Source organism: Maribacter thermophilus (assembly GCF_001020565.1).
Lineage (GTDB): Bacteria > Bacteroidota > Bacteroidia > Flavobacteriales > Flavobacteriaceae > Maribacter > Maribacter thermophilus.
The window spans coordinates 2,234,675-2,252,337 of the sequence record NZ_LDAS01000001.1 but is presented as its reverse complement, the minus strand read 5'-3'; the positions used below and the strand labels follow the sequence as shown (position 1 = coordinate 2,252,337).

Annotated in this window: 18 protein-coding genes; 9 read left to right on the top strand and 9 right to left on the bottom strand. The window is 38.6% G+C overall.

Annotation, left to right across the window (positions count from 1 at the left end):
• Positions 1-15 precede the first annotated feature (15 nt).
• The gene (locus tag AB657_RS09785) at positions 16-1,554 is read left to right on the top strand and encodes a GH3 auxin-responsive promoter family protein (protein ID WP_047246324.1); all 1,539 of its coding nucleotides are present in this window, start codon (positions 16-18) and stop codon (positions 1,552-1,554) included.
• A gap of 211 nt (positions 1,555-1,765) precedes the next feature.
• Positions 1,766-2,335: a hypothetical protein gene (locus tag AB657_RS09780; protein ID WP_047246323.1), complete on the top strand. Its 570-nt coding sequence runs from the start codon at positions 1,766-1,768 to the stop codon at positions 2,333-2,335.
• 14 nt (positions 2,336-2,349) lie between these two features.
• Here the strand turns inward: AB657_RS09780 and clpX are convergent, their stop codons facing one another.
• The 6 genes from clpX to AB657_RS09750 form a co-directional block, all read right to left on the bottom strand.
• Complete coding sequence (gene clpX, locus AB657_RS09775) at positions 2,350-3,585, bottom strand: ATP-dependent Clp protease ATP-binding subunit ClpX (RefSeq protein WP_047246322.1); 1,236 nt, start codon at positions 3,583-3,585, stop codon at positions 2,350-2,352.
• Between the two features lie 84 nt (positions 3,586-3,669).
• Positions 3,670-4,350, bottom strand: coding sequence for an ATP-dependent Clp endopeptidase proteolytic subunit ClpP (gene clpP / locus AB657_RS09770; RefSeq protein ID WP_047246321.1), 681 nt, complete (start codon positions 4,348-4,350; stop codon positions 3,670-3,672).
• Positions 4,351-4,439: 89 nt separating this feature from the next.
• Positions 4,440-5,762, bottom strand: coding sequence for a trigger factor (gene tig, locus AB657_RS09765; RefSeq protein WP_047246320.1), 1,323 nt, complete (start codon positions 5,760-5,762; stop codon positions 4,440-4,442).
• A gap of 111 nt (positions 5,763-5,873) precedes the next feature.
• Positions 5,874-6,218 (bottom strand): phage holin family protein, encoded by a 345-nt coding sequence (locus tag AB657_RS09760; RefSeq protein WP_047246319.1) that lies wholly within the window; start codon positions 6,216-6,218, stop codon positions 5,874-5,876.
• A gap of 72 nt (positions 6,219-6,290) precedes the next feature.
• Complete coding sequence (locus tag AB657_RS09755) at positions 6,291-7,073, bottom strand: alpha/beta fold hydrolase (protein ID WP_047246318.1); 783 nt, start codon at positions 7,071-7,073, stop codon at positions 6,291-6,293.
• On the bottom strand, positions 7,070-7,783 hold the full coding sequence (locus AB657_RS09750) for a pyridoxine 5'-phosphate synthase (protein ID WP_047246317.1): 714 nt from the start codon (positions 7,781-7,783) through the stop codon (positions 7,070-7,072). Before AB657_RS09750 ends, AB657_RS09755 begins: the two co-directional genes overlap by 4 nt.
• 92 nt (positions 7,784-7,875) lie before the next feature.
• Here AB657_RS09750 and AB657_RS09745 point away from each other — a divergent pair, with 92 nt between their 5' ends.
• The 7 genes from AB657_RS09745 to AB657_RS09715 all read left to right on the top strand — a co-directional run bounded on the left by AB657_RS09745 (position 7,876) and on the right by AB657_RS09715 (position 15,101).
• Positions 7,876-8,532, top strand: a complete 657-nt coding sequence (locus AB657_RS09745; RefSeq protein WP_047246316.1) for a CBS domain-containing protein — start codon at positions 7,876-7,878, stop codon at positions 8,530-8,532.
• Position 8,533: 1 nt separating this feature from the next.
• Positions 8,534-9,415, top strand: coding sequence for an NAD kinase (locus tag AB657_RS09740; RefSeq protein WP_047246315.1), 882 nt, complete (start codon positions 8,534-8,536; stop codon positions 9,413-9,415).
• 109 nt (positions 9,416-9,524) lie between these two features.
• Positions 9,525-10,211 (top strand): type IX secretion system protein PorG, encoded by a 687-nt coding sequence (gene porG / locus AB657_RS09735; protein ID WP_047246314.1) that lies wholly within the window; start codon positions 9,525-9,527, stop codon positions 10,209-10,211.
• 8 nt (positions 10,212-10,219) lie between these two features.
• Complete coding sequence (locus AB657_RS09730) at positions 10,220-10,960, top strand: isoprenyl transferase (RefSeq protein WP_047246313.1); 741 nt, start codon at positions 10,220-10,222, stop codon at positions 10,958-10,960.
• Between the two features lie 4 nt (positions 10,961-10,964).
• On the top strand, positions 10,965-13,559 hold the full coding sequence (locus AB657_RS09725) for a BamA/OMP85 family outer membrane protein (protein ID WP_084696408.1): 2,595 nt from the start codon (positions 10,965-10,967) through the stop codon (positions 13,557-13,559).
• Between the two features lie 104 nt (positions 13,560-13,663).
• Positions 13,664-14,527, top strand: coding sequence for an OmpH family outer membrane protein (locus AB657_RS09720; protein WP_047246312.1), 864 nt, complete (start codon positions 13,664-13,666; stop codon positions 14,525-14,527).
• Between the two features lie 64 nt (positions 14,528-14,591).
• On the top strand, positions 14,592-15,101 hold the full coding sequence (locus tag AB657_RS09715) for an OmpH family outer membrane protein (RefSeq protein WP_047246311.1): 510 nt from the start codon (positions 14,592-14,594) through the stop codon (positions 15,099-15,101).
• A gap of 58 nt (positions 15,102-15,159) precedes the next feature.
• On the opposite strand, the gene AB657_RS09710 is transcribed toward AB657_RS09715, so the two are convergent.
• The 3 genes from AB657_RS09710 to AB657_RS09700 are packed head-to-tail and all read right to left on the bottom strand — an operon-like array spanning position 15,160 to position 17,611.
• Positions 15,160-16,014, bottom strand: coding sequence for a glycosyltransferase family 2 protein (locus AB657_RS09710; protein ID WP_047246310.1), 855 nt, complete (start codon positions 16,012-16,014; stop codon positions 15,160-15,162).
• 9 nt (positions 16,015-16,023) lie between these two features.
• Entirely contained in the window at positions 16,024-16,554 is a 531-nt protein-coding gene (locus AB657_RS09705; RefSeq protein WP_047247913.1) for a class I SAM-dependent methyltransferase, read from the bottom strand.
• Between the two features lies 1 nt (position 16,555).
• Entirely contained in the window at positions 16,556-17,611 is a 1,056-nt protein-coding gene (locus AB657_RS09700) for a 3-oxoacyl-ACP synthase III family protein (protein WP_047246309.1), read from the bottom strand.
• Positions 17,612-17,663 lie beyond the last annotated feature (52 nt).

Here is a 17,663-nt window from a genome sequence, read left to right as displayed (position 1 = left end):
AAGATACCCAAAAAAATGTCCATTCCTCTGTTCAATTCAATAGCGTCCTGGTTGTTAAAAAAGCGCTATCATCAAATAGAACTTTTCTTGAAATATCCTGAAGAGGTACAGGAAGAAGTATTATTACAATTATTGGAAATTGCGGAAGATACCGAAGTGGGGCGTGCATATGATTTTGAATCCATTAATTCATATGGCACTTTCAAAGAGCGTGTTCCCGTGGTCTGTTATGAAGATGTGGAGCCTATTATAGAAAGAACCAGAAAAGGGGAGCAAAATCTTTTTTGGCCTACTACGGTAAAACTATTTGCAAAAAGTAGTGGAACCACCAATGCAAAGAGCAAGTTTATACCGGTAAGTTCCGAGGCTTTGGAAGACTGCCATTACAAATCGGGAAAAGATTTACTGTGCCTTTATTTGAACAATAATGAAAACTCCCAGCTTTTTACCGGTAAGAGTCTACGGTTGGGGGGCAGTAAAGAACTCTACGAGGACAATGGGTCGTTTTTTGGGGATCTATCCGCTATATTGATAGATAATATGCCTTTGTGGGCAGAATTCAGCAGTACGCCGAGTAATAAAGTTTCACTTATGAGTGAGTGGGAAATAAAACTAAAGGCGATTATAGAGGAAAGTGTGCAAGAGAATGTTACAAGTTTGGCAGGGGTGCCTTCTTGGATGTTGGTTTTGTTGAACAATGTACTGCAAGAAACAGGTAAAGAACATCTTTTTCAGGTTTGGGAAAACTTGGAGGTCTATTTTCATGGGGGCGTAAGTTTTAGTCCTTATAAAGAACAATATAAGAAACTATTGCCCAGAAAACAGTTCAGGTATTACGAGATATATAATGCTTCTGAAGGTTTTTTTGCCATACAGGACCGTAACAATGCCGATGATTTGTTATTGATGTTGGATTATGGCATATTCTATGAGTTTATTCCCATGGATGTTTATGGAAGCGAAGATCAGCAATGTATACCTATTTGGGAAGTAGAAGTTGGAAAAAACTATGCTATTGTCATTACTACTAATTCCGGTTTATGGCGATATAAGATAGGTGATACTGTTCGTTTTACTTCAAAGAATCCGTACCGTATTCGTGTTACCGGGCGTACCAAGCACCATATCAATGTTTTTGGAGAGGAATTGATTATCGAAAATGCCGAAGAGGCATTAAAGACCGTATGTGTTAAGACGGGTGCGGAAATTAAGGATTATACCGCGGGTCCTATATTCATGGAAGGTAGTGAAAAAGGAGCGCATGAGTGGATCATAGAATTTAGAAAACCGCCAAAAGACCTGGATTATTTTACCGAATTTTTAGACAATGCTTTAAAATCGTTGAACTCTGATTATGAAGCAAAACGATACAATAATATTACGTTAAAAATGCCCAAGGTGCATATAGCACGTGAGAACCTTTTTTATGATTGGCTCAAGGTGAATGATAAATTGGGAGGGCAACATAAAATTCCTAGGCTTTCCAATCGGAGAGACTATTTAGAAGAACTACTCCTTATGAATAAAGAGAAAGGCAACCTTGTTGTAAACTGATGATGTAAACTGATAGTGTAAATGTGTTTAATACGCTGATAATGTGCTGTTTGCAATATCTGTTTTTTGTGATATACCTTATTCTCTATAAATTGAAAAACCGTGTTACATCGAGTAATTGTTGCCTCTAAGCAAATAAATTCTCGTTTTCGGCGTTAATAGATCAATTTAGTAATGCAGTTCCCAAATTAATAATTTACCAAATAGTATTATGACACAAAGATTAGTAATAGTATCCGACATGTGGGGAGCAAAAAAGGGTCTGTGGATAACTTCATATCTTGGTTATCTACAGCAATATTTTGATATTACTTTTTATGATAGTCAGCAATTGGCAAATTTGGATTTGGCCGTGCAGACAGAGAAAAATGTGCATGAAGCGTTCTTAAACGGAGGAATTGATACAGCTGTATCCCATCTGTTGAAGAAAGAAAAAACACCTAGCTATTATTTGGCCTTTAGTACTGGTGGTACCATTGTCTGGAACGCAGCAAAAAAAGGGCTTCCCGTTAAATCATTGTATTGTATATCCGCTACAAGAATTAGATTGGACAACAGTAAACCGAATGTTCCTTTTAGTTTGTTGTACGGAGGTAATGATAGTAATAGGCCCAGTGAGGTTTGGGCAAGCAATTTAGGGATTGAAATGGAGGTGCAACCTAATTTTGGACATACCCTTTATGAGGATGAAAAAATCATCAAAAAGGTGTGTTTAAGTCTTTTAAAAGAGGTTACCAATATAACCATACCCCAACAGCCGCTAGAAAAAAAGGTAGTTTAGCGATCTACTAATAATTAGGAGACCGCCTTTAACTTTTTAACTGTTTCGTGCGACAATTTTTGTTCGGCGTAGGGTTTTGTTACCTTAAATTCAGTTTCTTCGGTGCTTGGCATTTCAAACATGGCATCGGTGAAGATTGCCTCGCAGAGCGATCTTAGTCCCCTTGCTCCAAGCTTGTACTCTACGGCTTTGGCAACTATGTAATCAAGAGCCTGGTCTGTAATGGTGAAAGTAATATCATCCATTGCAAACAATTTTTCATATTGTTTTATGATAGCATTTTTAGGCTCTGTGAGAATAGCTCGCAATGTTTTCTCGTCTAAAGGGTTCATGTGGGTCAATACCGGTAATCTTCCGATTATCTCAGGTATTAATCCAAACTCCTTTAAATCTTTTGGAATAATATATTGCAAGATGTTTGTTTCGTCCAGGTTTTCCTCGGCCTTAGAGGCGCTATAACCTACGGCCTGTAGGTTAAGCCTTTTGGTGATGGCTCTTTCGATGCCGTCAAAGGCCCCACCTGCTATGAACAAAATGTTTTCTGTGTTTACTTCTATAAATTTTTGGTCTGGATGTTTTCTTCCTCCTTTAGGTGGTACGTTTACCGTGGTTCCTTCCAATAATTTAAGCAAGCCCTGTTGTACACCTTCTCCAGAAACATCACGTGTAATGGATGGATTATCGCTTTTTCTGGCGATTTTATCTATCTCATCGATAAAGACAATTCCTCTTTCGGCTTTTTCCAGATTGTAATCTGCTGCCTGTAATAATCTGGTAAGGATACTTTCTACGTCTTCACCTACATAGCCGGCTTCGGTAAGTACAGTAGCATCCACTATGGCCAAAGGTACGTTCAACATTTTGGCAATGGTCTTGGCCATAAGGGTTTTTCCGGTTCCTGTTTGGCCCACCATTATGATATTGCTCTTTTGTATTTCAATATCATCTTCTTTGGAAGAAGGCTGTAAAAGTCTTTTGTAGTGGTTGTATACGGCAACGGACATTACTTTTTTTGTACGTTCTTGGCCAATAATAAAACCGTCCAAGAAAGCTTTTATCTCTTGTGGTTTCTTTAGGGTCAGTTCTGAAGAAAGGTCGTTGGTTTTTGTTTGCCTTGATTCTTCCGCCACTATACCATGCGCCTGCTCTATGCAACGATCACAAATGTGAGCGTCCAAGCCTGCGATCAACAAATTTGTTTCAGGTTTCTTCCTTCCACAAAACGAACATTCTAAATTTTCCTTTGCCATAATTATATAAACTGTCCAAAAGTACAACGTGGTTATGTTGCCTTTGGTTCAAAAAAATACTAAAATTCTAGGTTTTGGAACAAGTTATTCTTTGTCTCGAACCAAAATTTCGTCGATCATACCATATTCTTTGGCTACATCGGCCTTCATCCAGAAATCACGGTCACTGTCCTCATGGATTTTTTCTATAGGTTGTCCCGAGTGTTTAGAGATGATCTCGTAGAGTTCTTCCTTGAGTTTTAGAATTTCTCTGGCCGTAATCTCAATATCACTAGCCTGTCCTTGTGCACCTCCCATTGGTTGGTGGATCATTACCCTAGAATGGCTAAGTCCACTGCGTTTTCCTTTTTCTCCGGCACAAAGAAGTACTGCTCCCATAGAGGCTGCCATGCCTGTGCATATGGTGGCTACATCAGGTTTTATGAACTGCATGGTGTCATAAATGCCTAAACCGGCATAAACACTGCCTCCTGGTGAATTAATATATATCTGTATGTCTTTAGAGGCATCGGCGCTTTCTAAAAACAATAATTGAGCCTGAACAATATTGGCGACCTGATCATTTATTCCGGTGCCTAAAAATATGATCCTATCCATCATCAAACGAGAAAATACATCCATGGCAATGGCATTGAGCTGTCTTTCCTCAATTATATTCGGTGTCATGTTTGTAGGGTACATGCTACTCATGATTTTGTCATAGTACATGCTGTTGATCCCTTGATGCTTTATGGCGTAATTCTTGAACTCTTTTCCGTAATCCATAAATTCCTAAACGATTTTTAAGTAGTAAAAAAAGGTGCCGAAAAAAAGATTTCCGGCACCGTAAAGATACTTAAATTATTGTTTGGATACTATCCGTAAACTTCTTTCACGAAGTTTTCGTAAGTAACCTCTTTTGTCTTAAGATTGGCCTTTTCTTTGTAAAGGTTCAATAGTTTTTGGCTCATAAGCTGCTCAGATAGGCGTCTAACCTCGTCTTGGTTTCCTAAGACACGGGCCGCAATGTTGTCCAATTCTTCTTCTTTTGGGTCCATTTGGCCAAATTGTGCCATCTGCGATTTTATGAATCCTTTAGCAAATTCCTTCAATTCCTCGAACTGGACCTGAAGGTCGTTGTCCTTTATAATCTTGCCCTCTATAAGTTGATAGCGCAAGCCCTTTTCAGACTTCTTGTATTCTTCGCTGGCCTCTTCCTCGGTTAATTCTTTTTCACCGGTCATCTGTATCCACTTGGTCAAAAATCCTGCTGGAAGGTCAAATTTGGTATTTTCTATAAAATACTCCGTTACGTCGTTCAACAATTTTTGATCGGCCTGTTGTTCGAATTGTTTTTCAGAATCTTCGGCAATGCGGTCTCTAAGCTCTTTTTCAGATTTAATAACGTCTTTGCCAAAAAGCTTGTCGAACAATTCTTGGTTTAGTTCGGCGGGCTCTCTTTCGTTGATTTCGGTAATGGTGAAGGTGACTTCGGTATCAAGACTGTCTGCTTTGTCCTTGGCTATTCCCAATACGCTGGACAATAGGTGCTCCTCTTTGAACAAGCCTTTGGTTTTTAAAGTAACAACATCGCCTACTTTTTTACCTACAAGGCTGTCGATCGCTTTTTTGCTTTTAAGGCCGTCCATCTCTATCAAGGTCTGGTTGTCTATACCTTCCTCTTCATTGGTGAACTTACCCGAAACTTCGTCCTTTTTGCCAATTGCATCCTTGCTTACCAATTTTCCGTATTGCTTTTGAATACGCTCTACTTGTTCGGTAATCATCTTTTTGTCCGCAACTATCTTGTAGTGGGTAATGGGCTTTTTGGTTTTAAGGGATACCTCAAAATTAGGAGCTAGGCCCAACTCAAATTCAAAATCAAGTTCTTCTTTGTCCCAATCAAAATCGTCTCTTTGTTTTGGTAATGGGTTTCCTAGTACATCTAATTTTTCTTCGGTAAGGTACTTGTTCAGGTTGTCCTGTAACAATTTGTTTACCTCGTCTACCAAAACAGCTTTTCCGTACTGCTTTTTTATAAGACCCATAGGCACTTGTCCTTTTCTGAAACCGGGTATATTGGCCTGTTTCTTATAATCTTTAAGGATAGTGTCTACTTTATCTTGATAGTCCTCTTTGGTAATAGCAACTTTAACAACAGCGTTTAAATCGTCTATTTGCTCTTTTGTAATATTCATTCCTTCGGTATCTACTTAAATTACTTATATAAAAATGGGATGCAAAATTACTCTATTTTATAATGTTGACCAAGTTTTTAAAGCCTTGAATTTCAAATAATAACTTGCTTTTTATTCATCTTCTTTGAGTAAAGAAAACAGAATGGATTGTAAAAAAGACAATAGAAGGCTAAAAAGAAGGGCCCACCAAAGTCCGTCAACATTAAATCCATCGATTAAATTATCGGCCAATAATATGAGTATGGCGTTAATAATCAGCAAAAACAACCCAAAGGTTACAATGGTGACCGGAAGTGTTAGTATCACCAAAATGGGTTTTACCAAGAAGTTTAGAAGACTCAAGACTATGGCTACTATTATGGCGGTCATGTAGGAGTCAACAGATACATGGGGTAAAAAGTTCGCTAAAAGTATAACGGCCAATGCGCTTAGTAGTATTCTGATTATAAGTTTCATGTTGGGTGTGTTTAGGTGTTTTATAGATAGATTTTGATTGTTATTAAAGATAAAAAAATAAGTCGGTATGTGTTAGGGCAGGTCGTTGTTTAAAAAATTCAGTGATTTTTCTAAAAATTGAGTCGGGTTCTCTGCATGCAGCCAATGACTGGCATTGTCGATAGTCTCGATTTTGGCATTGGGAAAATGTCTTTTTATTTCTGGTATATCGGCTTCGGTAATGTATTCTGATTTACTGCCTTTTAAAAATAGGGTAGGGCCGTTGTAGTGGTCAGTACTGTTGATGTTTTCCCCTACCTCTTCCATTTTGTTGCTGAGTACATCCAAATTAAACCTGAAAGCTAGTTTCTTGTCTTCTGTCCTATATAGGTTTTTTAATAAAAATTGACGGACGCCAAAATCGCTCAAGTATTGTTGTAGTTGTTCGTCTGCTTTACTTCTTGATTTTAATTCGGATAAATCAAGGGCGTTAAGGGCATTGATGATATCGTGGTGGTGCGGCGGATAAAATTTAGGGGCAATATCGGCCACTATTAGTTTTTGTGTTTTTTCGGGATAGGAACACGCGAATTGCATGGCTGTTTTTCCTCCCATCGAATGGCCTATTAAAAAGGTGCTTTCGATATTCTTGGCAAGTAGGTAATCGTTGAGGTCATTAACAAGAAAATCGTAGTTAAAATCTGGAGAATGAAAACTTCTGCCGTGGTTGCGTTGATCTATTAAATGTACTTCAAAACCATTTTCCGCATAGGCGGACCCCAGTGTTTTCCAGTTGTCCGACATTCCTAAAAAACCATGAAGTATGCAAAGGGGCTTTCCAGAGCCGATGATATTCGAGTATAAAATTCGATTCATTTTAATTTGTTCAAATACATGTTTATTACATTCTCTAGCCCTAGATAAATAGATTCGCATATTAAGGCATGTCCGATGGAAACCTCCAACAGTCCGGGTATGTTCTTGTGAAAATATTCCACATTGTCAAGGCTTAAGTCGTGCCCTGCATTAATGCCCAAACCTAGTTCGTTGGCTTTTATGGCGGCCTCTATAAAGGGTTTTATGGCTTTCTCTTTGTTTGTGGGATATTCTTTGGCGTAGCTTTCGGTATATAATTCTATACGGTCGGTATTCGTAGCTTTGGCACCTTCTACCATATCTGTACTGGGATCTACGAAAATGGAGGTCCTGATACCCGCTTTTTTGAATGTGGCGATGACATCCTTTAAAAAATCGGCGTGTTTAATAGTGTCCCATCCGGCATTTGATGTAATGGCGTCAACGGCATCTGGCACCAAGGTTACTTGTTCTGGCTTTACACTCAACACCAAGTCAACGAATTTGGGGTTGGGGTTTCCTTCGATATTAAATTCTGTCGTTACTATTTTCTTGAGGTCTTTTGTGTCTTGGTACCTTATATGGCGTTCATCTGGTCTTGGGTGTACGGTGATACCTTGGCCACCAAACCTTTCAATATCCTTTGCTACTTGTAAAAGATCGGGTACATTGCCGCCCCTTGCATTTCTTAGGGTGGCAATCTTGTTTACATTAACGCTAAGTTTCGTCATATTATCGATTCTGGGTTAAAACGACTTCAAAAATACGAATTAGGCATGCCTTTTGATATTATTAATTGTTATTTTGCGTTATAATTTCGTCTATGTATATTCAAAAACATATTATCCATAACATACCTGTCTTCGATGTTCAGGATTCTTTTGAGAAGGTGCTCGACTTTTTCAAGGAAAATACTTTCTCGCATATTGCTATTATTGAAAAGGGAAGGTTTTTGGGGGTCTTTTCCGAGAATGATATCGATGTCATTTCACCGACGGCCAAAATAGATGAGTACAGATATGATCTTGAGGCTTTCTTTGTGAGAAATGACACCAATTGGCTAGATGTGCTGGAAGTGTTTGCTAGAAACGAGGCAAATTTGGTGCCGGTTCTGGGAGAGGGCGAAGAAGTTGTGGGCTATTATGATCTTACAGATGTGGTGGCCGTATTTATCGATACCCCATTTTTTACGGATCCAGGTAATATCTTGGTGGTCGCTACCGGTATTAAAGACTATTCGTTCAGCGAAATTGCTCAAATAGTAGAAAGTAACAATGCAAAACTGATAGGTGGTTTTATAACCGATATGCAGAATGATGTAGTGCAGGTCACCATTAAGATCAGTACCGTTAATTTTGATAAGGTGGTGCAGACCTTTAGACGTTATAATTATCATATTATATTTGGAAATAGCGACGATCAGTTTTTGGAAGATCTAAAAAATAGGTCGGACTATTTGGATAAGTACCTAAATGTCTAATATGAAGGTAGCCATCTACGGTCAAACGTATCAAGACAACGCAATAGAGTATGTGATAGAGCTTTTGGACGAACTTAAGAAAGAGTCGGCCGAGGTTTTTATTGAAGAAGAGTTTTACTTATTGTACCAAAAAAGTGCGGACGCTTTAACTTTTCCTGTTTTTAACACTAAAGAAGGGCTCGATAGTTCTTTTGACATGTTTGTTAGTTTTGGGGGCGACGGTACCATATTAAGAGCAACTACATTTGTAAAGGATTTAGGTATTCCTATTGTAGGGGTAAACACCGGTAGACTTGGGTTTTTGTCGACCTTTAAAAAAGAGGATGTTAGAAAAGTGGTGCAAGAGTTCGTGCACGGTGCCTATACCGTTGTAGAAAGAAGTTTGGTGCAAATACATGCCAATGCGCTGGAAACTGAGTTCGGCGACCTTAACTTTGCCTTGAACGAGATTACCGTCAGTAGAAAAGATACCACGTCCATGATTACCGTTGAAACCCATTTAAACGATGAGTATCTGACGTCTTACTGGGCCGATGGCCTTATAATTTCTACACCAACTGGTTCTACGGGCTATTCATTGAGTTGTGGAGGTCCGGTCATAGTGCCAACTGCCAAATCTTTGGTGCTAACACCCATTGCGCCCCACAACCTAAATGCGAGGCCCTTGGTTATTTCCGACGATACCAAAATAAGGTTACGGGTTTCGGGCAGGGAAGAAAACCATTTGGTGTCATTGGATTCTAGAATTGCATCTTTAGAGAATGGTCAGGAAATTACTATTACCAAGGCTCCCTTTACCGTAAAGATGATAGAATATACCTCTGAAAGTTTCTTAAAAACACTTAGAAACAAATTATTGTGGGGCGAGGACAAAAGAAATTGAACTTTTGTTGAAACAATAAATGCCTTCAAAAGCTGTTTATCTTGTGAGAACTCAATTATTGTGTGGCGCTGAAATATGTGGCCATATCGGATTACAAACCTTTAGAGATATGCGTAAACTTGTTTTTTTTGCTCTTTTGTCCGTTTTTTTTGGGGCAAATGCACAAACCTATGAGGTAGGTGTTTTTGCCGGAGGGGCCAATACTATCAGTGATGTGGGCAGGACAAATTATATTTTGCCTTCCGATGTTGCCTTTGGTGGTATTTTTAAATGGAACAAGAGTAAAAGATACGCTTGGCGAGGTAGTATCATGTACGGCAAGTTTACTGCCGATGACAATAAGTCGAATATGGCCTCGAGACAACAAAGGGGCTACGTGGTGGACAATTCCATTTTTGAAGTCTCGGCGGGTCTAGAGTTTAATTTTGTAGAATATAATTTGCATAAGTTGGGGCCCGCCTTTACCCCATATCTTTATACCGGAGTTACTTATTTTAGGTATGATTTCGAATATTTTAACGGAGGTGTTTTACAAGAGACAGGGCAAAGAGACGGTTCTTTTGCCGTGCCAATGACGGCAGGTTTTAAGTATCGTATCAATCAGTTTCTTATTTTTGGGGCAGAAATAGGGGCAAGGTATACTTTTACAGATAACTTGGATGCCAGTAATCCCGTAGGTTCCAATTTTGAAGAATTCAGTTTTGGAAATATTTTTAGTGACGATTGGTACGTTTTTTCTGGGGTGACATTGACATACACCTTTGGTAGAAAACCATGTTCCGATTGCTTCGAATAAAAACATCAATGAATAAAATAGAGGATATTGAGCCAATTAACTTGCCAAAGCACATGGCCATCATTATGGATGGTAATGGAAGATGGGCGAAGCAACGAGGGAAGATGCGTGTGTTTGGTCATGAAAATGGGGTAAAAACAGTTAGGTCTACCGTAGAGAACTGTGTTAAAATAGGAATAGAGTACCTTACTTTATATACATTTTCTACCGAAAATTGGAACCGGCCAAAATACGAAGTGGAGACCCTTATGCGTTTGTTGGTTTCTTCCCTTAGAAAAGAGCTTAAGACCTTTAATAAGAATAATATAAGGTTAAATACCATCGGTAATATTTCTGCATTGCCCGATAAGGCTCAAAAAGAATTGGAAGAGGTGATGAGGAAAACTGGGAAAAATACAGGAATGACCCTCACTTTGGCCTTGAGTTATGGTGCTAGGGAAGAGCTACAATCTGCAGTTAAGTCCATAGCTATCAAAGTTAAAAATAATATAATTTCGCCTGAAAATATTGACGAAACCATTATTAATAACCATCTTTACACGCAAAATTTGCCAGACGTGGACTTGCTTGTACGTACTAGCGGAGAGCATCGGATAAGCAATTTTTTATTATGGCAGATAGCATATGCCGAATTATATTTTATTGATGTATTTTGGCCCGATTTTAATGAGCATCATTTGGTAGAGGCCATAAAAAATTACCAGAACAGAGAACGAAGATTTGGAAAAACTAGCGAACAACTCACTTAAAGATATGACCAAGTTCATGTCCTTGAACCCATTATTTACAATCCTATTAATTTTTATTGCAACCAATGTTTTTTCCCAGGACATGTCCTATGAAAACGGAAAAAAATACATCTTGGGGGGGCTTGAAGTAGTAGGTCTGGAAAGTTATAACGAGCAAACCGTTAAAACCTATACGGGCTTAAGGGTCGGGCAACCAATTACCTTGCCCGGAGAAAAAATCAGTGAAGTAATCAATAAATTATGGGGGCTAGAGCTCTTTAGCGCTATAGATTTTTATATTACCAATATAGAGGGGGACAAGGTTTTTCTAGAGCTTAATATTGTGGAGCGTCCTACGTTGACGAACGTTACTTTTTATGGGGTAAAAGAAAGAAAGGTTGAGGAGCTGATAGACGATACCGATCTGAAAAAAGGGAAAAAGATTACAGAGAGTCTTATCTCAAATACCAAAAATTATCTTGTCAACAAATACAAAAAACAAGGGTACCTTAACACAAAGGTAAGCATAACCACAGCGGTGGATACTTCTGCTACCAATGCAAGAAGTATGGTTGTGAACATTAATAAAGGAGATAAGGTAAAGATTAAAGATATAGTGTTCGAGGGCAATGAGCAGATGTCGAACAAAAAACTTAGAAAGGCACTTAAGAATACTAAAAAGAAAAGATTTGGTCGTTTCTGGAAAAAATCCAAGTTTATCAAGGATGATTACGAAGAGGATTTAGGCTCTCTAATAGATAAATATGCCGAAAACGGATTTAGGGACGCCCGTATTATCTCTGATACCGTTGTAAAAGTAGATGAGAATAATATCAACTTGAAAATAAAGGTAGAGGAAGGCAATAAGTATTATTTCGGTGATATAGATTTTGTTGGTAATACGGTATATACCGATCGTCAACTAAACCAGGTTTTGGGAATCAAAAAAGGAGAAACCTATAACGGGGTTCTTTTAAGGGAGCGTATTGCCGATAACACCAAACCAGATCCTAATGATATTACCAGTCTGTATCAGAACAACGGGTATTTGTTTTCGACTATCAACCCGGTAGAGGTATCTGCAGAAAATGATACCATAAATTTTGAAATAAGAATTATAGAAGGTAAGGAGACTTTCTTGGATCACGTTACCGTTTCTGGTAATGATAAGACTAACGATCACGTTATTTTCAGGGAATTGCGAACACGCCCTGGGCAAAAATATAATAAGTCGGATATTATTAGGAGTATCCGTGAATTAGGGCAACTCGGTTTTTTTGATGCAGAGCAGATTACCCCAGATGTTTTAAATGCCAATCCTAATGAAGGTACGGTAGATTTGGCTTGGAGCTTGGTAGAATCTGGGTCCAGTCAAATAGAATTACAAGGTGGCTATGGTGGCGGTGGTTTTATTGGTACCCTAGGGCTATCTTTTAGTAACTTCTCTATTCAAAACTTGTTTAATGGTGAGGCTTACAAGCCGGTACCTATGGGAGATGGACAGACTTTTGCCCTTAGGGTACAGGCCAGTCGTACCTTTAGGGTGTATAGCTTAAACTTTTCTGAACCTTGGTTAGGAGGCAAAAAGCCTGTTCGTTTTAGTTTAAACATGTCTAGAACACAACAGTTTGCCGCCTCATATAGTAGTAGTGGTAGCATACAGGTGAATAAAGATCAACAATTTTCTATTACCGGTGTAACCTTGGGTCTGGCAAAAAGAGTGCAATGGCCCGATGATTATTTTACGATATCCCATTCTCTTGGTTACCAATTGTATGATTTTAGAAATTATAACATAGGACTGTTCAACTTTGGTAATGGTAAGGCAAATTCATTGGCATATACACTAGGTATTTCCAGGAGTTCTCAAGGGCCAAGTAGAATATTTCCTATGACAGGTTCTACTTTTGAATTAACGGCCAAGTTTACTCCGCCATATTCGCTTTTTAGTAATAAGGATTTTGCCTCTTTAAAAGAAAGAAGTGAGGAATTGACCGAAAAACAGTATAGTGAAGGGCTATCTGCTTCCGAATCAAGTGAGTTGGAAGATATAGATCAAGAAAGGTTTAAATTGTTAGAGTATTATAAAATAAAGTTCAAAGGAGATTGGTATACTACCTTGGTCGACAAGTTGGTGTTGAGAACCAATGCCGAGTTCGGATTTTTAGGAAGCTACAACAGTGATATTGGAGATGTGCCATTTGAGCGATTTTTTGTAGGTGGTGATGGTCTAGGAAACTTTACTTTAGATGGTAGGGATGTTGTGCAGTTACGTGGTTACGACGAACAGGCCCTAACGCCATTAGATCCTATTACAGGGCAACAAGAAGGTGGTTTGATCTATAATAAGTTTTCGATGGAACTTAGATATCCGTTGACACTTAAGCCATCTGCATCTATCTACGGACTTGCATTTTTAGAAGGTGGTAATGCGTTCAACAATTTTCAGGAGTTTAATCCGTTTCAATTAAAACGATCGACCGGAGTGGGGCTTAGGATTTTTATGCCGGCATTTGGTTTACTGGGTATTGATTTTGGTTATGGCTTCGATGAAGACAATACCGGTGCTACAGGACCCAGTGGATGGCAAACACACTTCATTATTGGTCAGCAGTTTTAATTTAATTGTAAAATTATGCAATCGGTCAATATGCTAATCTGTTCATTTTAAAAGTTTTAGTAATTTTGGCACGATATTTTCTACTGGATTAAACGATATCAAAGATGAAGTCAAAAACAAAAGTTCTTATATTTCTTGTTACCGTAATTATAGGGGTGTATGCGTCAGCTCAAAGAGGTGTGCGAATAGGTTATGTGGATATGGAATATATACTGCAAAATGTTGAAGAGTACCGTGAGGCTAGTGAGCAACTAGAGGCCAAAGTACAAAAATGGAAGATAGAGATAGAGCAGAAGCAAAGTGTGGTCGAGCAAATGAAGAAAGATTTAATGGCGGAAAAAGTGTTGCTTACCCCAGAACTTATTGAGGAACGAGAAGAAGAGATCCAAATTTTGGAGCGGGAGATGATAGAGTATCAGCAAGACAGGTTTGGGCCACAAGGAGATTTGGTACTGCAGAAAAGAAGATTGATACAGCCAATACAGGACCAAGTGTTCAACGAAGTGCAAAAATTGGGTGCAAATAAAAAATATGATTTTATTTTTGATAAATCTGCGGATGTTGTAATGTTGTATTCCGAAAAAAGGCACGATATTAGTGATTTAGTGTTGAGAGGTATTGCAAGAACCAGAAAAATAAGCAAGCCAAAACAAAAAAATAACACTAAAAGTGAATTGGATAATTTTGAGGACGAAGAGGAAATTAGCGAAGCTTTGCAAGAGAGGATAGATAAGGCAAAAGAAGCGGAGGAAGCCAGGGAAAAAACGGCAAGTGAAAAGAGAGAAGAGCAGCTTAAGTTAAGGGAAGAAAGAAAAAAGGCCTATGAGGAGCGAAGAAAAAAATTATTGGAAGAAAGAGAGGCAAAACGCAAAGCGAAATTAGAAGAGAGAAAGAAAGATGATAATGAGGAAGAGGAAAGCCAGGAGAATGAAGGAGAAGGAAATAATGAAAACGATAATAACAATTAACCAGAATAATCAGTAAAATCAATAACCATTAATTAATACTTAAATAAGAATTAAATTTTAACTCATGAAACAAGTAAAGAAAATTGCGGTAGCCTTAATGTTGTTCGTGGCGGCGACCAGTTTTGTTAATGCGCAGAGTAAAGTAGCTCATATAGATGTTACACAATTATTATCTGCCATGCCTGAAATGAAAGCCGCTGAAGCAGAGCTTAAAAAACTTCAAGAAACATATAATGCCGATATACAAGCTTCCATGACCGAATTGCGTAATAAATTTACACAGTATCAGAACGAGGCAGCTTCTAAATCTAAAGAAGAGAACGACAAAAGAGCAGCAGAACTTCAAGGTTATGAAAAGAACATAGGAGAGGCACAGCAAGCGGCTCAGCAAGAGTTTCAAAAGAAACAGGCCGAACTGTTCGCTCCGATATCGGAAAAGGCAAAAGCGGCCATAGAAAAGGTTGCTGCCGAACAAGGATTTGATTATGTAATCGATTCGCAAGCTGGCGGTGGTCTTATCGTAGCAAAAGGAAAAGACCTTTTAGCGGACGTAAAGAAAGAATTAGGTTTCTAAGAGATAGATAAAAGAAACAACGATTTAAAAAACCATTCCTAAAAAAGGAATGGTTTTTTTATGCAATAATTTTTTGTTTAATATTCTTCCAACGAAGCTTTCTTATGAACTTACCCTCTTGGACGGAAACTAGAAAAGGGGTTTTTTCTTTTTGGGCTTCAAAGTAACCGTACATGTTATCGGATAGGGCTTGTAGCTTTTTATTTTTGATGGCCATCTTCAAAGATGCTATAAAGGTTATCCAAAAACCATAGCGCATGGTGTACATGGCTTTTCCCTGTAAAAGTTTTGCCTTGGGGTCGTAAGCGTTTCCGGTAGGTCTTAAATGTTTTACTTTTAAAGTATCGTCGGTGTAAAGTTCAAATCCATGGTGCTGTGCCAGAAGCTCGTCTACCGTATCCCATCCCATGGCATTTTTAAGCCCTCCTATGGCTTTAAAACAATTTTTGGAGTATGCCTTAATGGCCCCTCTGATATGGTCTTTGTTCATAGGATGATTTAGTACCCAGGCACCCTCGTTGTCTTTCTCATATATAAACCCACCGGCAATACCAATTTGTGGTCTTCCTTTAAAAACATGGGCTATTTTTTCAAAATAGTTGTTAGGTAAGATGATATCGGCATCCAGTTTTACGATAAATGCGAAGTTGTCATCCAATAATTCCAATCCCTTTTTAAAGGCGTTTATAACTTTGCTCCCCGGCATATGAAGAGTAGAGGATGCCGTGTTTAATTTTGTAATGAATGGGTGGGTAGAAGCAAATTCGTCAATAATTTTTTCTGTATTATCCGTAGAATTGTCGTTGACAACGATTACTTGTTTGGGGCGAAGTGTTTGTTTTAAGATACTATCGAGGGTTAGCCCTATAAAGGTCTCCTCGTTATGTGCCGGAATAATAACATAGTAGTCCATTTTAAACCTTTAATTGTCGGTTTTTCTGATGGCGTACACGATATAATACCTAGGGGTAAATAACCTTAGAAAAGGCCGAAAACCTATTTTTTTAACAGGATGGGTCCATTTTTTAGTTTCCTTTATTTCCCAACCGGCTTTTTCTAGAAGCCAGTTAAACTGCCAATCTTCAAATTCATGGTAATGACGGTCCCATGGGTCTGTTTTGCTTCTGTATGCCGGTGAGAACCATAATCGAAGGGGAATACTGGCCACTAACTTGTTTGCTTTGATCTGTGATAGTACGTTCAAAGGCGCCAAAAGATGTTCAAAGATTTCAAAAGCGGTAACGACGTCGGCATCCGAGTTTAAAACCGATGAAAAGTCCTTATCCAAATCCTCTCCTTTTGTGTTTTCTGTCGAATAGCCTTCAGACCGCATGATCTTAGAGAGAGGGTTTTCTACTCCTAAGTCTAAAATCCGCTCGTTGGGCGAAACGTGTTTCTTTAAAAAATCGAGGGTATGTTTAAATCTTTTGCTCGGAAAACTGTTTTCGTACATTTTAGATTCTGTAAACGATTGCATTGACGTTCATTCCTGCGCCAACACTTGCAAATATAATAACATCGCCCTTGTCTAGATGGTGATTTTCTATTTTTCCGTTTAAAATACGGTCCAATAGGGTCGGGATGGTAGCCACGGAGCTATTGCCCAGTTTTTCAATTGTCATGGGCATAATGTCCTTTGGAGCTTCCATTTCATACAGTCCATAAAACCTCTCGACGATTGCCTCGTCCATTTTTTTATTGGCCTGATGTATAAGTATTTTTTTTACTTCGGTAATGTCGACGCCACTTTGCTTTAGGCAGTCTGCCATGGCTTGGGGAACATTCGTTAAGGCGAACTCATAGATTTTACGCCCGAACATTTTAATGTATTTGGTGTCCTGTTCAGATTTATTATAACTATTTCCGTTAAATAGGAAGTAGGCTTCTTCGTAGGTGAACGAAGCGCTGTTATGGGCCAAAATGCCGTTACCGTCATTCGTTTTTTCTATAATGACTGCACCGGCCCCATCGGCATAAATCATAGAATCACGGTCATAAGGGTCTGTTAATCTGGATAATGTTTCCCCTCCGATTACCAGGCATTTTTTTGCAATACCACTTTTTATAAAAGCATTTGCCTGAATTACGGCTTCTATCCATCCCGGACACCCAAAAAGCATATCATAGGCAACGCATTTCGGGTTTTTGATTTTAAGTTTGTGTTTAACACGAGATGCCAAACTGGGTACGGCATCACTTTGCGATTGCCCGTAGGAGACGTCGCCAAAGTTATGTGCAAAAATAATATAGTCTATTTCTTCCTTGTTTATGCCCGCATCTTTTATGGCTTTTTCGCAAGCTATAAACGCGATATCAGAATTGTTTAGGTCATTGGTGACATATCTTCTTTCCTTAATGCCTGTGATAGCCTCAAACTTGCGAATGATCACATCATTGCTTTGAGGAAATTTGCTGCCATCGTTGTTTAAAAATGTATTGTTTATAAAAGCTATATTTTCTATAGTGTTGGTGGGGATATAGCTACCTGTACCGGTAATACTTACACTCATATGCTTTTGTCATGATTAGAGTGTAAAAGTTATAATAAAAAACAAAACTTGT

Excerpts from the sequence above, each read along its gene's own strand:
- AB657_RS09785 (WP_047246324.1), top strand. The coding sequence starts at position 16 with ATGTCCATTCCTCTGTTCAATTCAATAGCGTCCTGGTTGTTAAAAAAG.
- AB657_RS09780 (WP_047246323.1), top strand. The coding sequence starts at position 1,766 with ATGACACAAAGATTAGTAATAGTATCCGACATGTGGGGAGCAAAAAAG.
- clpX (WP_047246322.1), bottom strand. The coding sequence starts at position 3,585 with ATGGCAAAGGAAAATTTAGAATGTTCGTTTTGTGGAAGGAAGAAACCT.
- clpP (WP_047246321.1), bottom strand. The coding sequence starts at position 4,350 with ATGGATTACGGAAAAGAGTTCAAGAATTACGCCATAAAGCATCAAGGG.
- tig (WP_047246320.1), bottom strand. The coding sequence starts at position 5,762 with ATGAATATTACAAAAGAGCAAATAGACGATTTAAACGCTGTTGTTAAA.
- AB657_RS09760 (WP_047246319.1), bottom strand. The coding sequence starts at position 6,218 with ATGAAACTTATAATCAGAATACTACTAAGCGCATTGGCCGTTATACTT.
- AB657_RS09755 (WP_047246318.1), bottom strand. The coding sequence starts at position 7,073 with ATGAATCGAATTTTATACTCGAATATCATCGGCTCTGGAAAGCCCCTT.
- AB657_RS09750 (WP_047246317.1), bottom strand. The coding sequence starts at position 7,783 with ATGACGAAACTTAGCGTTAATGTAAACAAGATTGCCACCCTAAGAAAT.
- AB657_RS09745 (WP_047246316.1), top strand. The coding sequence starts at position 7,876 with ATGTATATTCAAAAACATATTATCCATAACATACCTGTCTTCGATGTT.
- AB657_RS09740 (WP_047246315.1), top strand. The coding sequence starts at position 8,534 with ATGAAGGTAGCCATCTACGGTCAAACGTATCAAGACAACGCAATAGAG.
- porG (WP_047246314.1), top strand. The coding sequence starts at position 9,525 with ATGCGTAAACTTGTTTTTTTTGCTCTTTTGTCCGTTTTTTTTGGGGCA.
- AB657_RS09730 (WP_047246313.1), top strand. The coding sequence starts at position 10,220 with ATGAATAAAATAGAGGATATTGAGCCAATTAACTTGCCAAAGCACATG.
- AB657_RS09725 (WP_084696408.1), top strand. The coding sequence starts at position 10,965 with ATGACCAAGTTCATGTCCTTGAACCCATTATTTACAATCCTATTAATT.
- AB657_RS09720 (WP_047246312.1), top strand. The coding sequence starts at position 13,664 with ATGAAGTCAAAAACAAAAGTTCTTATATTTCTTGTTACCGTAATTATA.
- AB657_RS09715 (WP_047246311.1), top strand. The coding sequence starts at position 14,592 with ATGAAACAAGTAAAGAAAATTGCGGTAGCCTTAATGTTGTTCGTGGCG.
- AB657_RS09710 (WP_047246310.1), bottom strand. The coding sequence starts at position 16,014 with ATGGACTACTATGTTATTATTCCGGCACATAACGAGGAGACCTTTATA.
- AB657_RS09705 (WP_047247913.1), bottom strand. The coding sequence starts at position 16,554 with ATGTACGAAAACAGTTTTCCGAGCAAAAGATTTAAACATACCCTCGAT.
- AB657_RS09700 (WP_047246309.1), bottom strand. The coding sequence starts at position 17,611 with ATGAGTGTAAGTATTACCGGTACAGGTAGCTATATCCCCACCAACACT.